The 15,694-nt window shown below is 65.2% G+C and carries 15 protein-coding genes; 7 read left to right on the top strand and 8 right to left on the bottom strand.

Going from position 1 to position 15,694, the window contains the following annotated elements:
* Positions 1–69: 69 nt before the first annotated feature.
* From glcF to MN188_RS15150, 3 genes are read right to left on the bottom strand one after another with little or no spacing between them, the layout of a single operon-like run.
* A complete protein-coding gene (gene glcF, locus MN188_RS15160; protein ID WP_242110079.1) occupies positions 70–1,350 on the bottom strand; it encodes a glycolate oxidase subunit GlcF in 1,281 nt (426 codons plus the stop codon).
* A 1-nt stretch (position 1,351) separates the two neighbouring features.
* Positions 1,352–2,482, bottom strand: a complete 1,131-nt coding sequence (locus MN188_RS15155) for an FAD-binding protein (RefSeq protein WP_242110078.1) — start codon at positions 2,480–2,482, stop codon at positions 1,352–1,354.
* The gene (locus MN188_RS15150; protein WP_242110077.1) at positions 2,479–3,909 is read right to left on the bottom strand and encodes an FAD-linked oxidase C-terminal domain-containing protein; all 1,431 of its coding nucleotides are present in this window, start codon (positions 3,907–3,909) and stop codon (positions 2,479–2,481) included. The genes MN188_RS15155 and MN188_RS15150 overlap by 4 nt, the downstream gene beginning before the upstream one ends.
* 89 nt (positions 3,910–3,998) lie before the next feature.
* Between MN188_RS15150 and MN188_RS15145 the strand changes: the two genes are divergently transcribed.
* Positions 3,999–4,355 (top strand): hypothetical protein, encoded by a 357-nt coding sequence (locus MN188_RS15145; RefSeq protein ID WP_242110075.1) that lies wholly within the window; start codon positions 3,999–4,001, stop codon positions 4,353–4,355.
* 4 nt (positions 4,356–4,359) lie between these two features.
* On the opposite strand, the gene MN188_RS15140 is transcribed toward MN188_RS15145, so the two are convergent.
* The 4 genes from MN188_RS15140 to MN188_RS15125 are packed head-to-tail and all read right to left on the bottom strand — an operon-like array spanning position 4,360 to position 11,031.
* Complete coding sequence (locus MN188_RS15140) at positions 4,360–6,429, bottom strand: hypothetical protein (protein ID WP_242110074.1); 2,070 nt, start codon at positions 6,427–6,429, stop codon at positions 4,360–4,362.
* Positions 6,426–9,158, bottom strand: a complete 2,733-nt coding sequence (locus MN188_RS15135) for a DUF4159 domain-containing protein (RefSeq protein WP_242110073.1) — start codon at positions 9,156–9,158, stop codon at positions 6,426–6,428. The genes MN188_RS15140 and MN188_RS15135 overlap by 4 nt, the downstream gene beginning before the upstream one ends.
* Positions 9,158–10,030, bottom strand: coding sequence for a DUF58 domain-containing protein (locus MN188_RS15130; protein ID WP_242110072.1), 873 nt, complete (start codon positions 10,028–10,030; stop codon positions 9,158–9,160). The genes MN188_RS15135 and MN188_RS15130 overlap by 1 nt, the downstream gene beginning before the upstream one ends.
* Entirely contained in the window at positions 10,027–11,031 is a 1,005-nt protein-coding gene (locus tag MN188_RS15125) for an AAA family ATPase (protein ID WP_242110071.1), read from the bottom strand. The genes MN188_RS15130 and MN188_RS15125 overlap by 4 nt, the downstream gene beginning before the upstream one ends.
* Before the next feature lie 60 nt (positions 11,032–11,091).
* On the opposite strand from MN188_RS15125, the gene MN188_RS15120 reads away from it, so the two are divergent.
* The 6 genes from MN188_RS15120 (at position 11,092) to MN188_RS15095 (ending at position 14,741) form a co-directional block, all read left to right on the top strand.
* Entirely contained in the window at positions 11,092–11,694 is a 603-nt protein-coding gene (locus MN188_RS15120; protein ID WP_242110070.1) for a DUF1285 domain-containing protein, read from the top strand.
* A gap of 76 nt (positions 11,695–11,770) precedes the next feature.
* Positions 11,771–12,538, top strand: coding sequence for a hydroxypyruvate isomerase family protein (locus MN188_RS15115; protein WP_242110069.1), 768 nt, complete (start codon positions 11,771–11,773; stop codon positions 12,536–12,538).
* Between the two features lie 59 nt (positions 12,539–12,597).
* Positions 12,598–12,984, top strand: coding sequence for a VOC family protein (locus MN188_RS15110; RefSeq protein WP_242110068.1), 387 nt, complete (start codon positions 12,598–12,600; stop codon positions 12,982–12,984).
* Positions 12,985–12,987: 3 nt separating this feature from the next.
* Positions 12,988–13,677 (top strand): helix-turn-helix transcriptional regulator, encoded by a 690-nt coding sequence (locus MN188_RS15105; protein ID WP_242110066.1) that lies wholly within the window; start codon positions 12,988–12,990, stop codon positions 13,675–13,677.
* Between the two features lie 115 nt (positions 13,678–13,792).
* Complete coding sequence (locus MN188_RS15100) at positions 13,793–14,251, top strand: hypothetical protein (RefSeq protein WP_242110064.1); 459 nt, start codon at positions 13,793–13,795, stop codon at positions 14,249–14,251.
* Between the two features lie 61 nt (positions 14,252–14,312).
* Positions 14,313–14,741, top strand: coding sequence for a hypothetical protein (locus MN188_RS15095; RefSeq protein WP_242110062.1), 429 nt, complete (start codon positions 14,313–14,315; stop codon positions 14,739–14,741).
* Here MN188_RS15095 and MN188_RS15090 read toward each other — a convergent pair.
* A complete protein-coding gene (locus MN188_RS15090; RefSeq protein WP_242110060.1) occupies positions 14,738–15,661 on the bottom strand; it encodes a cation diffusion facilitator family transporter in 924 nt (307 codons plus the stop codon). The genes MN188_RS15095 and MN188_RS15090 overlap by 4 nt on opposite strands.
* Positions 15,662–15,694: the final 33 nt, after the last annotated feature.

Genomic DNA, 15,694 nt, shown 5'->3' with positions numbered 1-15,694 from the left:
CCTCGACGGATCGGGCGTAGCAACGAATTAAGGCAAGAATGGGGCAAGAATGTGCCCGACTTGCCCCAATCATCCCAGTTTGCGTGGTTTTGGCCCACCAGCGGCCCAATCCAAAAGTTCCACAGTATGGACCACCGGCACCCCGGTGCTGCTGCCGATCTGGACCATGCAGCCGATGTTCCCGGCGGCGATGATCTCCGGCGACTTCGCCTCCAACGTCTTGACCTTACGTGATTTGAGCTCGGAACTGATGGCCGGCTGCATCAGGTTGTAGGTGCCGGCTGAACCGCAGCACAGGTGTGGATCCGCAGGTTCGACCACCTCGAACCCAACCCGTTTCAACAGGGTTTTGGGGTGGGTTTTCACCTGTTGGCCATGTTGCAGGCTACAGGCAGAGTGATACGCCACCCGCTGCCCCATCGTCACGGAAGGTAGGTCAAGCGTCATCAGCAACTCGCTGATATCCATCGCCAATTCACTTACCCGCGCAGCGTCCCCCGCGAGCGGATCGTTGCGAAACATGAAGCCATAATCCTTCACCGTGGTGCCACAGCCGCTGGTGTTGATGACGATCGCATCCAGCCCTTCGCCGCGGTCTTCGGCGCACCAGGCGCGAATGTTGGCGGCGGCCGAGGCGTGGCTGGCGTCCTCTTTGCCCATATGGTGGGTCAGCGCACCGCAGCAGCCCATGCCCTTGGCCACCACGACCTCACATCCCAGACGGGTCAGAAGGCGGATCGTCGCGTCGTTGATGTCGGTGTCCAGCGCCTTTTGCGCACAGCCCGTCATCAGCGCGACCCGTTTCAGGCGCGGGCCTTTGGCGGGAAACACCTGGGCGTCGTCATTGCGGGACCGGGCCGGGATCTGTTTCGGCGCCATCGCCAGCATCGCCTGAATACGCGCATCCGGGATCAGTTTGCGAAACGGCTTGCCGATCTTGGCACCCAGAAGCGCCAGCCGAAACCGGTTCGGATAGGGAATGACCTGCGCCAACGTCCAGCGCAATAGCCGGTCCACGACAGGCCGCTTATAGGTCTTTTCGATATGCGCGCGCGCCAGGTCGACAAGATGCATGTAATGCACACCCGACGGGCAGGTCGACATGCAGGCCAGACAGGACAGGCAGCGATCCACATGTTTCACTGTCTGGGCGTCGGCAGGCCGGTCCGCCTCCAACATGTCCTTGATCAAGTAGATCCGGCCGCGCGGGCTGTCGAGCTCGTCGCCCAGCACCTGATAGGTCGGGCAAGTCGCGGTGCAAAACCCGCAGTGAACACAGGCCCGCAGGATCTCGTTGGCGCGTTCGATGCCGGGATCGCTTAGCTGTTCCGGGGTGAAATGAGTTTGCATGTCAGCCTCCCATCAGCCCGGGGTTCAGAATGCCCCTGGGATCGAATTTGTGACGCAAACCGGCGGTGATCGCCGCAATTGGCGTGGATTCAGGTTGGAAAACTGCAAGTCGTTCGCGGGTTTCCCGAGCCGCTCGCACAAGGGTTGCGTGGCCCTTAAGGCCTTTGGGGCGCAGATCAGCCCCTTCCGGACCAGAAACCCACAGCAGCCCGCCGCCCCAGTCGAACACACAGGCGGCCTCGGGATGCGCCCTGCGAATAGCCTCCGCCATCCCGGGCGCGTCGCTGGGTTTGAGCGAGAACCGCCAGATGTTGCCCGGCTTGGTCTGCAACGACCCGACGTCCCGGACCTCCAACCAGAGCGCCGCGCTGGTGGCGGCCTCAACCAGTTCCCACCCCTTGCAAACCCCCTCGCCAAGCCGCGCGGCGCGATAGGCGACCGACCCTGCCAGACCTTCGATACGCACACGGGTTTCAGACTGGCCGCCATTTGCCCCGGCGTCCAAATGCGCCGCCCCGGACACATCAAACGGCGATCCCAGTGCAGCAGAAAGTGCGGCGACCGCGGCGTCATCTTCCAACCCGCGGGCGACCAGCGTCGCTTCGGTCTCCGGGATCGCGCCAACCTTCAGGCTGACCTCGCTCAGGACGCCCAAGGTGCCCCAGCTGCCTGCCATGAGTTTCACCAGGTCATATCCGGTGACGTTCTTCATAACCCGACCGCCGTTCTTCAGCACCTGCCCGGTGCCGTCCACGAAGCGGACCCCAAGGGCAAAGTCGCGCGCGGCACCGACCTGGATGCGGCGCGGGCCAGAGACGTTGGCGGCGACGACCCCGCCGATGGTCGGCGTGCCGGTGGTGCCCAGAAGCGGGCGGTGGTCCATTGGCTCGAACGGCAGGCGCTGGCCTTCGGCGGCCAAAAGCGCCTCGATCTCGGTCAGCGGCGTCCCGGCCTTTGCCACCAACGTCAGTGCGCCGGGCTCATAAAGCGTCACACCAGACAGGCCAGCAGTTGACAGCACCTGACCCGCCACTGGCGCGCCAATGTCGCGCGTGCCGCCGCCCTGCACATGCAGCGGGCCTTGCGCCGCGGTGATCGCCTCGGCCAATTCGGTTTCGCTGTTCGGGGTCATGCGCGGCGCCCTTCGGTGGTAGACAGCGGGAACACCTTGGCGGGGTTGAGCAACCATTTCGGGTCGAACACGTCCTTCACGCCCAGTTGCACCTCAAGGTCCGCGTCGGTGTATTGCGCACCCATCAGGTCGCGTTTTTCAACACCCACGCCGTGTTCACCGGTCAGACAACCGCCGACCTCGACGCAGAGTTTCAGAATGTCGGCTCCGAAGGCCTCGCATTTTTCAAGATCGCCGGGTTTGTTGGCGTCGAACAGGATCAGCGGGTGCATATTGCCGTCGCCCGCGTGAAACACGTTGCCCACGTCCAAACCGTATTCCTGCGACATCTCACCGATCCGACGCAGCACCAGCGGCAACTCCGACACCGGGATCGTGCCATCCAGACACATGTAGTCGTTGATCTGCCCCATTGCGCCGAAAGCCGATTTACGGCCCAGCCAGATCCGCGCGCTTTCCTCCTCGGACCCGCTTTCGCGAAGTTCCACCGGGTTGTGACGGCGGGCGATGGTGATAATGCGGTCCAGTTGATCCTGGATTTCCGCCTCGCTGCCCTCGACCTCGATGATCAACAGCGCCTCGCAATCGGGGTATCCGGCGCCGGCGAAGGCCTCGGTCGCACGAATGCAGGGACGGTCCATGAATTCAATCGCCACCGGCAGGATGCCGGATTTGATGATGTCGGACACGCATTGTCCGGCGATCTCGTTCGTGTCGTAACCGATCAGCACCGGCCGCGCCCCTTCGGGCTTGGCCAGAATGCGTAATGTTGCTTCGGTCACAATGCCCAACTGACCTTCTGATCCGCAGATCAGCCCCAAAAGGTCCAACCCACCCGCATCAAGATGCGCGCCGCCAATCTCGACGATCTCGCCGTCCGCCATGACCATCGTCACGCCCATCAGGTTGTTGGTGGTCACGCCGTATTTCAGGCAGTGCGCACCGCCGGAATTCATCGCGATATTGCCCGCGATGGCGCAGGCCAGTTGGCTGGACGGGTCGGGGGCATAGAAAAAGCCGTCTTCCTCCACCGCGCCGGTTACCGACAGGTTGGTGCGCCCGGTCTGCACCTTGATGACCCGGTTGGGATAGTCGGTGTCCAACACGTCGTTCATGCGCGCGACGCCAAGGATGACGCTGTCGGCGGTTGGCAGGGCGCCACCCGCCAGCGAGGTGCCCGCGCCGCGCGGCACAACCGGCACGCCTTCGGCATGGCACAGCTTCATCACCGCCGCGACCTGTTCGGTGGTCTCGGGCAGAACAGCGCAGAGCGGCGGACACCTGTAGACCGACAGCGCGTCGCATTCATAAGCCTTGGTCTCGCGCTCGTCGTAGATCACGCAGCCCTCGGGCAGGATCGCCTGAAGCTGCGCGACAAGGCGGTCCTTGCGGGCCAGAATGCTGGCGTCGGGCTGTGGCATCTGCATGGATTCGGTCCTCGCGCTTGGATTGGTAAAGAAATATAACCAATTCTTCCATCTGGCAAGCGTCCCTGACCTGCGCTAGCCTAACCCGCATGTTCTCATTTCGCACAGTACTGTTCGCCGCAATCCTGCCCGTGTCCCTGTCCTGGCCCGCCTTCGCGGACTTTCCGGTGGTGGAAGACGCGGTCCTGTCCGGCACCACGATATCGGTCACATTGCGTCACCCGGATACAGGGTGGGATCACTATGCGGACGGCTGGGAGGTGTTGATGCCTGACGGCACATCGCTAGGCCTGCGCGTTCTGGCGCATCCACATGTGGCCGAGCAGCCCTTTACCCGGTCATTGGGTGGGCTGTCGGTGCCCGAGGGCGTGAAAGTCCTGCACATCCGCGCGCGTTGTAGCCGCGATGGCTGGTCTGACCAGGTGTTCATTCTGCCTGTCCCGTGATCCGTCAGGGCTGTGGCGCCCGACGCCCACGCCCTTCCCACAGCCAGGCGGCCAGCGCCAGACCGGCTGCGATCAGCAGCATCAGCCAAGGTGGTGCCAATGGCACGATCCGCACGTCCTGGGTCAGGTAAGCGCCACGCGGGGTATAGCCGATCCAGCCGCGTCCAGCCGCCACCCGTCCTTCGCGCACCGCACGCAAGCCCGGCATGCCGTCTGACAGGCGCAGGACACCACCGCCTGTTGCTGACACAACATCACCCAGAACCGCGTCGGTCGCGATGGTTTCCTCGAACTCTTTCGGCGCGGACGGCCCCAGCGCGATCACGGCGGTCACGCCGCCCTCTTCCAACCGATACAGCCCCAGCGCGGGCGCCTCGACCTGACCGCGATACAACCCCGGCGAGGCTTCCTCCAACGGGACCGGCAGGGTCGCACCGTCCGGGGTGGTCACCGTGGCGATACGCTCGCCCTCGCCCATCGTGCGCCGGGTCACCACCAAGCGGCTGTTCTCGGCCAACGCGCTCAGGGCTTCTTCCTCCAGCTCGGGTTCTTTCATCATCCAATGGGCCAGACGGCGCAACAGCTCCAGTTGCGGGCCACCGCCTTCGACGCCCCGGCTCCACAGCCAGGCATGATCGGAGCCCAAAAGGGCAACGCGACCTTCACCGACCCGGTCCAACGCCAGCAGCGGCGCATCCAGTCCGGCCATCACGACCTGACCGCCCGCTGGTTCCAGTTCGATCAGACGAAACCAGCGGCCCCAGCCATCGTCGGGGGCAAAGGCCTCTAGCCCACGTGTCACTGGGTGGCGGGCCCCCAGCGCGGTGACCGCGGGCAAATACCCCTGCTCGATCACCCGTGAGGTCGGCAGCGCGGGCAGGATGTCACCCAAAGGAGAGCGCGCCAGGCTTTCAGCCGTGGCAAAATCCGGCCCGGCGGCGACCAGAACCGCCCCGCCCCCGGTCACATAATCGCGCACCGAGGCAAGGTATTGCGATGGCAAAATGCCGCGCAGCTTGTAGCGATCGAAGATGATCAGGTCGAATTCATCGACCTTGTCCATGAACAGTTCTTGTGTCGGAAAGGCGATCAGGCTGAGTTCGCTGACCGGCACGCCGTCTTGTTTGTTGGGCGGACGCAGAATGGTGAAATGCACGAGATCCACGCTGGCGTCCGATTTCAACAGGTTGCGCCAGGTGCGGGTGCCTGGGTTTGGCTCACCGCTGACCAATAGCACCCGCAAACGGTCGCGCACGCCGGACATCTGCACGATGGCGGCGTTGTTGCGGTCGGTTAGCTCACCATCGATCAAGGGGGTGCTGAGGTGGATCACATTCTGCCCGCCATGGGTCAGGGTCACCGGCAGGCGCAACTCAACCCCGATCGGCACCTCGTGGGTGATGGGCGCGCCACCATCAACGCTGATCTCCAGCGTTGTGCGTGCTGCGTTCCCCGATGCTGCGCCCTGATCTTCGATGTGCAGCACGATCTCCTGCTCTTCGCCCAGGATGGCGAAGGCGGGGGCGTTGTCGATCACAAGGCGTCGGTCCCAGTCGTCGGTCTGTCCGGTTAGAAGAAGGTGCAGAGGTGCGGGCAAGTCGGGCGCGGCGGGAAGGTCATGCGCCTGCCCGTCCGAGATCACCACCACGCCTGCAATCCGGTCCCGCGGCAGGTCGGCCAGCGCCTCGCTCAGCGCCGTCAGGATGCGGGTGCCACGGTTGTCTTCGCCATCCCCCACCTCGACCAGATGCAGGTCCACCCCTTCGCTGCGCGCCACGCGGGCCGAAAGCGCCTGCAGCGCCGCGTCGGTCTGGGCTGGGCGCGATGCCAGGCCTTGCGACGCAGATCGGTCCACCACGGCCAAAAGCACATCGCCCAGCGGCATCCGGTCTTCGCGTTGCAGAGACGGGCCGGACAGCGCAAGAAGGATCGCCGCAACCCCCAGCCCCCGCACGACCCAACCGGTCAACCCGCGCCAGGCCGCAAAGGCCACAAGTACGAGCGCGGCCAGGGCCAGGGCGGCGAGAACGGGCCAGGGAAAGGCCGGATCGAACAGAATGCTGACCCCGTTCATTGCCCCAACCTTTCCAAAAGCGCAGGTACATGGACCTGATCGCTTTTGTAGTTTCCGGTCAGGACATGCATCACCAAGTTTACCCCGAAACGCACCGCCATTTCCCGCTGGCGGTCACCCGCCAGGCCACGCCCGACGGGCAGCATCGGCGCACCCTGCGCATCCACCGCCCACGCGCCGGCCCAGTCGTTGCCACCGATCACCACCGGGCTGACCCCGTCGTTGAGGTTGCGAAACGGCATGCCCTCGGCCTGTTCGGCATCGGCCGGGGCGGCCTCGACCCAGACCCCGGTGCCCGTGTGGCGACCGGGAAAGTCAGACAGAAGATAGAAGGTGCGCGTCAGTACATGGTCCGCCGGGATCGGCTCCAACGGTGGGATGTCCAGCGGCCGGGCCAGCGCGCGCAAGCGGCGCCCGGTCGGCGTGGTCGCGCCAAAGCCCGCGACATTCGCGTCACGGGTGTCGAACAAGATCATGCCGCCCGCGTTCAGGTATCGGTTCAGCCGCGCATAAGCGGCGGGGGACGGGGCCGCCTGCATCTCGGTCACGGGCCAATAGAGCAGCGGAAAGACGGACAACTCATCGCTTTCCAGGTCAACCCCGACTGGCGGGGCGGGCTCGACGCTGGTGCGGGCAAACAGGTGGTCGGACAGGCCACGCAGACCGGCCTTGGCGATGTCGTCCACCCGCCCATCCCCGGTCAGGACATGGGCCAGCGTCACTTCACCAGCCGCAGAGATCAACGCTTCAGACTGGGCGCGGGCGTCTCCCGGCGCGGTCAGGACCAGCATTGCTGCAAGGATCAGGGCCACGCTGCGCAAGCGCCCGGACAGGGTCAGTGCAGCCAGGATATCCACCGCCAGAAGCGCAAGCGCCAAGGTTAACAGCCAATGACCCAACGGGCGTTCACCGCGCAGCTCGCCCCAGCCTGGTGTGATACCGGCGGGCCAGCGCGCGGGCGCCAGAACGTCCCCCCCCCTGACAACATTCACCGCCAGACGCCTGTCGCCTTCCGCGTAGAGGCCCGGGCGCAGATCCGGCCCGGCAGCGGCCACCATGACCTCCCCCGGAAGGGCGACGGCCGAGGGAACCGGCGCCAGCACGCCAAAGCCGTCCAACAGGTGCTCGGCCAGCCACGAGGTGCCCGCCAGATCCGCCTTCTCTGGCCGGCTTGGCCGGGTCGAGACAGCCAGACGCTCCAGCATTTCAACGAAGAGCCCCGACAGGGGCAGCGACGACCATTCCGCGTTGGCCGAGACGTGGAACAGCACCACCTGGCCATCGCCCAACGTCTTGCGCGTGACCAGCGGTGTGCCATCGGCAAGCGATGCAATGGTGCGGGCCGCCAGGTCCGGGCCCGGCTCGGCCAATACCTGCGCCGACACGGTCACGTCGTCCGGCAGCGCGAGCCCGAAAAACGGAGACGCCTCGGAGAACGGGGCCAGCGCGCGCGGTTCGCCCCAGCTCATTGCGCCACCCACATTGCGCCCGCCGACGCGCAACCGCACCGGAAGCAGGATATCATCCCCCCCGCGCCCCGCGTCCGAACCTGCCAGGCGAGGCCCCGCAAATCGCAGCAAAAGACCGCCTTGTGCAACCCATTCGGCCAGGGCCCGTTGATCGGGCTCCGCCAATGTTGCGACATCGGCCAGGATCATCACGTCCGGGCTGGCCCGGATCAGCTCGCCCATCGGGCCTTCGATCACCTCGGCACTGGGCACCAGCGCCTGGCGCAGGTAATGCAATGGCGACAACAGCTCCAGCACTTCGGCTCCAGCCCCGCCCAACAGCGCGACGCGGCGGCGTTTCAGGCTGTCGTCGGTCAGGCTGACCGCCCCCGCGCTTTGGATGCCTTCAATCTGAAACCGGGTGACGCGGTTGCGCAGCTCGGGTGGCAGCGACAGCTGTGCGGTGCTGAGCGTATCATCGTCGGGAAATTCCATTTCAACCCGCGCAAGTTCGCGTTCAATGCCGCCGGGATCGGGGCCGAATCCGCTGACCACCACATCCTGCGGCCCACCGCGATTGCGCAGCACCGTCAGGGCGATCACCCCGTTTTCGAACACGGCGGGGCGCAAGGCCAGCCGCGGGGCGGGCGGTTCCAGGATCGTGACCACCCCGGCAGCGTTGAACGCCTTGTAGAGCGCACCGCGCCCATCGCGCGCCACCCCGTCGGACAGCCACAGCGTTTCTGTCTCTTCAAGGCCCGCAGCCCAGCCCAACGCAGCGTCAAAGCCGGGGCTCCACGGCACGGGCACGAGCCCCGCCAACCGCGCGCGCACTGTGCCGGCGGCCTGTAGCGCAGGCACCTCAGGTGCTTCAGAGGCCGTCACCAGGGCGGCGCGGCGGCCCGATTGTTCAGCCGCTGCAAGGGCGGCGTCGGCGGCGTCGATCCGGGTGCTCCAGTCCGTGGCAGCGGCCCAACCATCGTCGATGAACACCAAAAGCGGCCCGGCCCCGTCGCGCGGGGGATCGGGGTTCAGCACCGGGCCGGCAAAGCCCAGGATCAGCGCGGCAATCGCCGCCATACGCAAAAGAAGCAGCCACCAGGGCGTGCGGTCAGTTTCCTGATCCTCATCTTCAAGCCCCAAAAGAAGCGCGACACCGGGGAAGCGACGACGGATCGGCGCCGGCGGCACCGCGCGCAGCAGCCACCACAGCACCGGTAGCGCGATCAGCGCGGCCAGAAGAAGCGGCGTGGTGAACCCTATGAGGCCAAGGCCAAACATCAGCGCTGGCGCTCCATCGCGTGATACAGCCACAACAGCGCGGACGCGGCGGGCGTGCCGGTGTGGTGGCAGTGGTATCGCCAGCCGGTCGTGCGAGTCAGCGCCTCCAGTGCCGCCTTTCGACGGGCCAGGCGATCCAGATAACGTGCGCGCAGATCACCGGCGCGGCGCGTTTCATGCTGCAAGGTGCCCCCCATGCTTTCGAACACGACGCGCCCGTCGAAGGGAAACGCCTCCTCGATCGGGTCGAGGATGTGCACCAAGGCGCCCTTGACGCCCCGATCCGCGGCGGTGGTCAGCGCGGTTTCCAACGGGGCCAGATCGCCCATGAAATCCGACAGGAACACCGCGCGGGAATGGGCGGGCAGCATCGTCGTGTCCGGCGCGCCGTAATCGGCGCTGGATTGCGTTTCCAAATGCCGCGCTACGCGTTCAAGCTGAAGCGTGCCGCTGGCGGGCGGATTGGCCATGTCGGTCAACCCAATACGCTCGCCGCCGCGCACCAGAAGCACGGATAGCGACAGGGCCAGAAGCGCGGCCCGGTCGGCCTTTTCGGGGTGTCCCTGCGATGCGAAGTGCATGGACGCGGCCCGGTCGACCCAAAACACCACCGATTGCGCCGCCTGCCATTCCTTTTCCTGCACGAAATGCTGATCCGACCGGGCCGAGCGACGCCAGTCGATCGCACGTGCCGTGTCGCCCTGCATCGCCGGGCGGTATTGCCAGAAGGCATCGCCCAGCCCCGGACGCCGTCGCCCGTGTTCACCCAGAAGCACACCGCCGGCCAAATGCTCGGCCTCGGCCAACAGCGGCGGCAGCGGCTGGGCCAGCCCGGCGGCCCGCCCGCGCAGAGAGGCGGCAGGTTGGCTCACGCGGCGGCTTGCCCCATGTCCAGACCGTCGACCACGCGATCAATGATCGCGGTCAGGCTGTCGCCCCGCGCCCGCGCGCCATAGGAAAGCGCCATGCGGTGCACCAGCACCGGGCGTGCCAACGCGGCCAGGTCGGCGGCGTTCGGCACCAACCGCCCGTCCAGCAAAGCCCGCGCGCGCACCAAGAGCATCAGCGCCTGGGCGGCACGCGGCCCCGGCCCCCAGGCCACCGCGTCCCGCACATAGTCGGGCGCGCTTGCGTCCTCGGGGCGACAGGCGCGCACCAGGTCCAGGATCGCCTCGACCAGCGCTTCCCCCACCGGCATCCGGCGCAACAGCCGCTGCGCTTCGATCAGCTCATCCCCCGTGAACACCGCCGTCGCCGCCGCGTCCTGGGTGCCGGTGGTGGCCAGCAGGATGTCGCGTTCCGCGTCGCGGGTCGGATAGTCCACGTCGACCTGCAACAGGAATCGGTCCAGCTGCGCCTCAGGCAAGGGATACGTCCCCTCCTGCTCGATCGGGTTTTGCGTGGCGAGCACGTGAAACGGCTCGGTCATCTTGTGTTCGTGGCCCGCGATGGTCACCGCGTGTTCCTGCATCGCCTGCAAAAGTGCCGATTGCGTGCGCGGGCTGGCACGGTTGATTTCGTCGGCCAGCAGCAGCTGGCAGAAGATCGGGCCGGGCAAGAACCGGAAGGTTCGGTCGCCGCCCTTGCCTTCCTCCAAAACTTCGGAGCCCAGAATGTCAGCAGGCATCAGGTCCGGCGTGAACTGGATGCGCCCGCCGTCCAGCCCCATCACGGTGGACAGCGTGTCGACCAGCCGCGTCTTGCCCAGCCCCGGCAGGCCGATCAAAAGCGCGTGCCCGCCCGACAGCATTGCTGACAGAACCAAGTCCACGACCTCCTCCTGTCCGATGATCCGCTGTGCGATCGAGGCCTTCGCGCAGGCCAGTTTCGCGCCCAGCGCCTCGATTGCGCCCACAAGCTCTGCGTTGTCCATGGAAATCCTCCGGCGTCATCCCTATTCTGGCATTAAAGGCCGAATGGAAGCGGGGCACAAATGACAAAAGCGAAATCGGGCGGAAAAGCCGCCGCGCCATCGGCGGAAAGCCTCGCATCGGCGGCGCGGGCGGCGACAAAACGGGGGCCTGCTCCGGTTCACCTGTGGAACCCGGAGTTCTGCGGGGATCTGGACATGCGGATTGCGCGCGATGGCACGTGGTTCTACCTGGGCACGCCGATCGGGCGGCCCGAGCTGGTGCGGCTGTTTTCATCGATCCTGCGCAAGGACGGCGACGACTATTTCCTGGTCACACCGGTCGAAAAGGTTGGCATCACGGTGGATGACGCGCCGTTCGTGGCCGTGGATTTCGAGACCTCGGGGACGGGGCGCGATCAGGTGCTGTGCTTCACCACCCATGTGGGCGACAAGATGCGGGCCGGGCCTGACCACCCGATCCGCGTTGTGCGCGACCCAGAGACCGGCGAGCCATCGCCCTATGTCCTGGTCCGGGCCAACCTTGAGGCGCTGATCGACCGTAAAAGCTTCTATCGCCTGGTCGATCTGGGGACCCACGAAACCCACGACGACGCACCTTGGTTCGGCCTGTGGTCGGGCGGGCAGTTCTTTCCGGTCATCCCGTCCGAGGAGCTGGCGGGGTAGCGCCAGATTTTTCTTGCCCCCGGCGGGGGTATTTGCGGAAAGATGACAGGGCGGCGCGTGCCGCGAAGGAGAGTTCATGCCCCGCTTTGCCGCCAATCTCAGTTTCCTGTTTCGCGAAGTGCCGTTTCTGGACCGATTTCAGGCCGCATCCGAGGCCGGGTTCGATGCCGTCGAGGTGTTGTTTCCCTATGATGACGCGGCGCATGAAATCACCCGACGGTTGACCATGTATGGCCAGAGGATGATCCTGATCAACACGCCGCCGCCGAACTGGACCGGGGGGGAGCGCGGTTTTGCCGCCGTGCCGGGCGGGCAGAAGCGGTTTCGCCATGACCTGACCCGCGCCATGCGGTTCGCGCAGGCGCTGCAGGTCGATCATCTGCATGTCATGGCGGGCAAGTCCAAGGGGTTGGTGGCGCGCAAGACCTTCGTCGACAACCTGAGCTGGGCCGCCGCGGAGTTTCCCGACAGAAGCCTGACGATTGAGCCGATCAACCCGGTCGACATGCCAGGCTATTTCCTGAACAATTTCGATCAGGCCGCCGAGATCGTTGCCGAGGTCGGCGCGCCCAATCTGGGGCTGCAATTCGACGCCTATCACGCACAGATGATCACCCACGACATGCCCGCGACCTGGGAAAAGCACCGCGATCTGGTGCGCCATATTCAGGTCGGTGGCACGCCGGGACGCCACGAACCGATCCGGGGTGAAATCGACTACCCGGCCTGGTTTCGCCAACTGGACGCCGAAGGCTATGACGGTTTCGTCAGCGGGGAATATCACCCCACGGCGCAAACCGAGGCGGGACTGATCTGGCTCACCGACGGGTTGGAAGGCTCCTGACAGAAGGCTGTCAGCAGGGGTATGGAATAAGGCTTCATCGCAGTTTGATGGAGAGAGACATGACCCATACCCCCACCAACCCCGTCGTCTGGACCGAAATCCCGGTGACCGACATGACCCGCGCCGTTGCGTTCTATGATGCCGTGTTCGGGTACCAGATGAAGATCGACAGCACCGGCCCAAACCCGATGGCGATGTTCCCGGCCAAGGAGTTCGAAACCGGCGTGGCCGGGCACCTGTACCCCGGCAAACCGGCGGCACAGGGCACCGGGCCGACCGTTCACCTGGCCATTCCCGACACCCTGGACGCCGCCAAGGCGCGGCTGGTGGCTGCCGGCGGCACGCTGGCGCTGGATGGGCTTGTGATTGAGATCCCGGCGGGGCAGTTTTGCTATGCGACCGACCCCGACGGCAATTCGATCGGGCTGTTTGAACCGAAGGGCTGACCCATGCGCCGTGCCGACCGCCTGTTTCAGATCGTGCAATACCTTCGCGGTGGTCGGCTGACCACTGCGCGGGTGCTGGCCGAGCGGCTGGAGGTCAGCGAACGCACGATCTATCGCGACATTTCCGATCTGATCGGGTCGGGCGTGCCGATCGAGGGCGAAGCGGGCGTCGGATACCTGATGCGGGCAGGGTTCGACATGCCGCCCCTGATGTTCACCCGCGCCGAGGTCGCAGCCCTGGTCGCGGGCGCGCGCATGGTGCGCACCTGGGGCGGGGCAGACATGGCACTGGCCGCCGAAGAGGCTTTGGTGAAAATCCAGGCGGTCCTGCCACGCGACCTGGCCGAGAGCGCGGCGCGGGTCGAAATCCATGCCCGCGACAGTTTTGGGCTGAGCGATGCCGAGCGCCGGAACATCGACCAGATCGAGGCTGCGACGGACGCGCGCCGCAGGGTTTCCATCGGCTATGCGGACGCCGAGGGCGTGGCCACAACCCGGGTCGTGCGCCCGCTGGGCTTGTGGTTCTGGGGTCGGGTCTGGACCCTGGTCGCCTGGTGCGAGCTGCGCGACGATTTCCGCATGTTCCGCATCGATCGCATCCGGGCGCTGGATACCGGCGCCCCGTTTCGGGAAGAACGCGACAAGAGCCTCATGGCCTTCTACGCCAGAAAGGCTTCGGACCTTCGGCCATAATCCGCCATAGGTAGGTCGGATCAAGGCGCCACTCTCGTCATAGGTGTATCATGTCTTCGTGGGTTTTCGGGCATCCCGCCCGCGATCCGCACCGGGAAATGGGAGGTTTTCCGACATGAAAATGAAGAAACATACCATCCTTGGCACCGCGCTTCTGGCAGGTGCGCTTGCCGTGACAACCGGAATGGCGGTGGCTGAACAGACGTATGTCATGACCTGCCGCGGGGGCGGCGACATGGTCGCGGTGATCGGGCAACGCGTGTCTGATCCGCGTGTCTTTGTCGAGATCACCTATCACAAGGGCAACGCAGGTGCGGGCGTGAAGGCGCCGGCGCTTGGGGAATGTACTTGGATTGATCGGGGCATGGTTGGCGATGAACCGAACAAGATGCTGTTCGACGACCACGCCGTATCCTGGACCCAAACTGTGTGCCGGGCGGGTGAATGTCACCTGAACACGCCGTCGCACGGGGCGACCCAGTTGATGAAATACGTGCGCCGGGCAGAGCCGTTCCAGGTGCATGTGTTCAACAATCGGCAAGGCCACATGGTCGTGACCAAAATCGGCCCGTAACCCTTGCCTGTATGGCGCGGGCCCATCGGCCCGCGCCCCTGTCCAGTTCGGAGGCTTCGTGATGAAACCCCTTGCACTCTTTGCCGTGTTGGGCCTGGCGCTGGCGGCTTCGCCAGGTCTTGGCCAGCAAAGCTATCCTCTTGCCTGTCATGGCAGCGCAAAAATGGTCGCCTTGTCCGGCGTTTCGGTGAACGCGACGACAAACACGTCGGTTCAGTTCGTCACGGTGCACTTTCACAAGACCAGCACCGGCGCTCTGAAACGAACCCCACCGCCGGGCGCATGCAGCTGGCTGGATCGGCCTGTCGCGAAGACCGAGCCTGCTCAGATGACGCTGAGCAGCGAGACCTATCCGGCACACAAGGAAACGCGTGTGGCCATCAGCCCCTTCACTACGCTTGCCACATGGGCGACAAGCGATCAGGTGTTCTATGTTCACGCCTATAACAACGGGAACGGAACCCTTGTGGTCACGAAACTGGGGCGCTAACCCCCTGCGCCGCCGATCCGGGCGGGGTGGTCGCAATGATCCCCCGGCCCTTCCATGTCCAAGGTGACATGGGTGATGGCGAACCTGTCGCGCAGGACGTTTTTCACCGCGCGCTTGGCGTTGGCGCAATCCGGCCAGTTCGCCGCATCCGCCACCACATGCGCCTCAAGCGACACGACCTGTTCGCTGATCTGCCAGATGTGCAGGTGATGCACGCTGTCGATGCCGTCCACCGCCTCCATCACCGCCAACACCTCCTCGGCCTCGATCCCCTGTGGCGCGCCCAACATCAGAATGTGGATCACGCCGCGAACCTCGCCCAGCCCCATCCACAGGATATAGGTGGCAATGCCGATCGTGGCGATCGGGTCGGCCAGGTGCCAGCCGAAGGTAACGATCAGAATGCCCACCACGATCACCGCGACCGAGCCCAGTGCGTCCGCCACATTGTGCAGAAACGCTGCGCGGATGTTCGCGCTGTCTTTCGCCATACGCCAGGTCATCAGCGCGGTGAACGCATCAACCGCCAGCGCGATACCAGCGACGATGATGACCAGCCAGCCGGTCACCTCCGGCGGATCGAAAAAGCGCATGATGCCTTCGTAAAGCAGGTAAAACCCGATCACGATCAGCGTGGTATAGTTGATCAGCGCCGCCACCAGCTCGGCCCGCTTGTAGCCGAAGGTCATCCCCGCATCGGTCGGCCTGCGCGCGATCTTGCGAGCAAAAAAGGCGATCGCCAATGAGGCCGCATCTGAAAGGTTGTGGATTGCATCGGCAATCAGCGCGACCGAGCCGGACAGAAGCCCACCCACGATCTGTGCCAGCGTCAGTGCAACATTTGCCGCCACCGCCCAGGCCACCCGCGCGTCGCCCGCCTCGGGGTCGGTGTGATGGTGGTGATGGTGATCATGCGGCATGAGGTATCCGTTTCTTGCCCCAGAATGGGGGCA

The organism is Aliiroseovarius subalbicans (assembly GCF_022678625.1).
GTDB lineage: Bacteria > Pseudomonadota > Alphaproteobacteria > Rhodobacterales > Rhodobacteraceae > Aliiroseovarius_A > Aliiroseovarius_A subalbicans.
The sequence above is the reverse complement of the archived record's forward strand: the minus strand, read 5'-3'. Positions and strand labels throughout refer to the sequence as shown.

Bases quoted from the DNA above. Each gene is read 5' to 3' on its own strand.
- MN188_RS15135 (WP_242110073.1), bottom strand. From the start codon at position 9,158: ATGTTTGGCCTTGGCCTCATAGGGTTCACCACGCCGCTTCTTCTGGCC.
- MN188_RS15140 (WP_242110074.1), bottom strand. From the start codon at position 6,429: ATGAACGGGGTCAGCATTCTGTTCGATCCGGCCTTTCCCTGGCCCGTT.
- MN188_RS15110 (WP_242110068.1), top strand. From the start codon at position 12,598: ATGACCCATACCCCCACCAACCCCGTCGTCTGGACCGAAATCCCGGTG.
- MN188_RS15105 (WP_242110066.1), top strand. From the start codon at position 12,988: ATGCGCCGTGCCGACCGCCTGTTTCAGATCGTGCAATACCTTCGCGGT.
- MN188_RS15145 (WP_242110075.1), top strand. From the start codon at position 3,999: ATGTTCTCATTTCGCACAGTACTGTTCGCCGCAATCCTGCCCGTGTCC.
- MN188_RS15120 (WP_242110070.1), top strand. From the start codon at position 11,092: ATGACAAAAGCGAAATCGGGCGGAAAAGCCGCCGCGCCATCGGCGGAA.
- MN188_RS15100 (WP_242110064.1), top strand. From the start codon at position 13,793: ATGAAAATGAAGAAACATACCATCCTTGGCACCGCGCTTCTGGCAGGT.
- MN188_RS15090 (WP_242110060.1), bottom strand. From the start codon at position 15,661: ATGCCGCATGATCACCATCACCACCATCACACCGACCCCGAGGCGGGC.
- MN188_RS15115 (WP_242110069.1), top strand. From the start codon at position 11,771: ATGCCCCGCTTTGCCGCCAATCTCAGTTTCCTGTTTCGCGAAGTGCCG.
- MN188_RS15150 (WP_242110077.1), bottom strand. From the start codon at position 3,909: ATGCAGATGCCACAGCCCGACGCCAGCATTCTGGCCCGCAAGGACCGC.
- glcF (WP_242110079.1), bottom strand. From the start codon at position 1,350: ATGCAAACTCATTTCACCCCGGAACAGCTAAGCGATCCCGGCATCGAA.
- MN188_RS15155 (WP_242110078.1), bottom strand. From the start codon at position 2,482: ATGACCCCGAACAGCGAAACCGAATTGGCCGAGGCGATCACCGCGGCG.
- MN188_RS15125 (WP_242110071.1), bottom strand. From the start codon at position 11,031: ATGGACAACGCAGAGCTTGTGGGCGCAATCGAGGCGCTGGGCGCGAAA.
- MN188_RS15095 (WP_242110062.1), top strand. From the start codon at position 14,313: ATGAAACCCCTTGCACTCTTTGCCGTGTTGGGCCTGGCGCTGGCGGCT.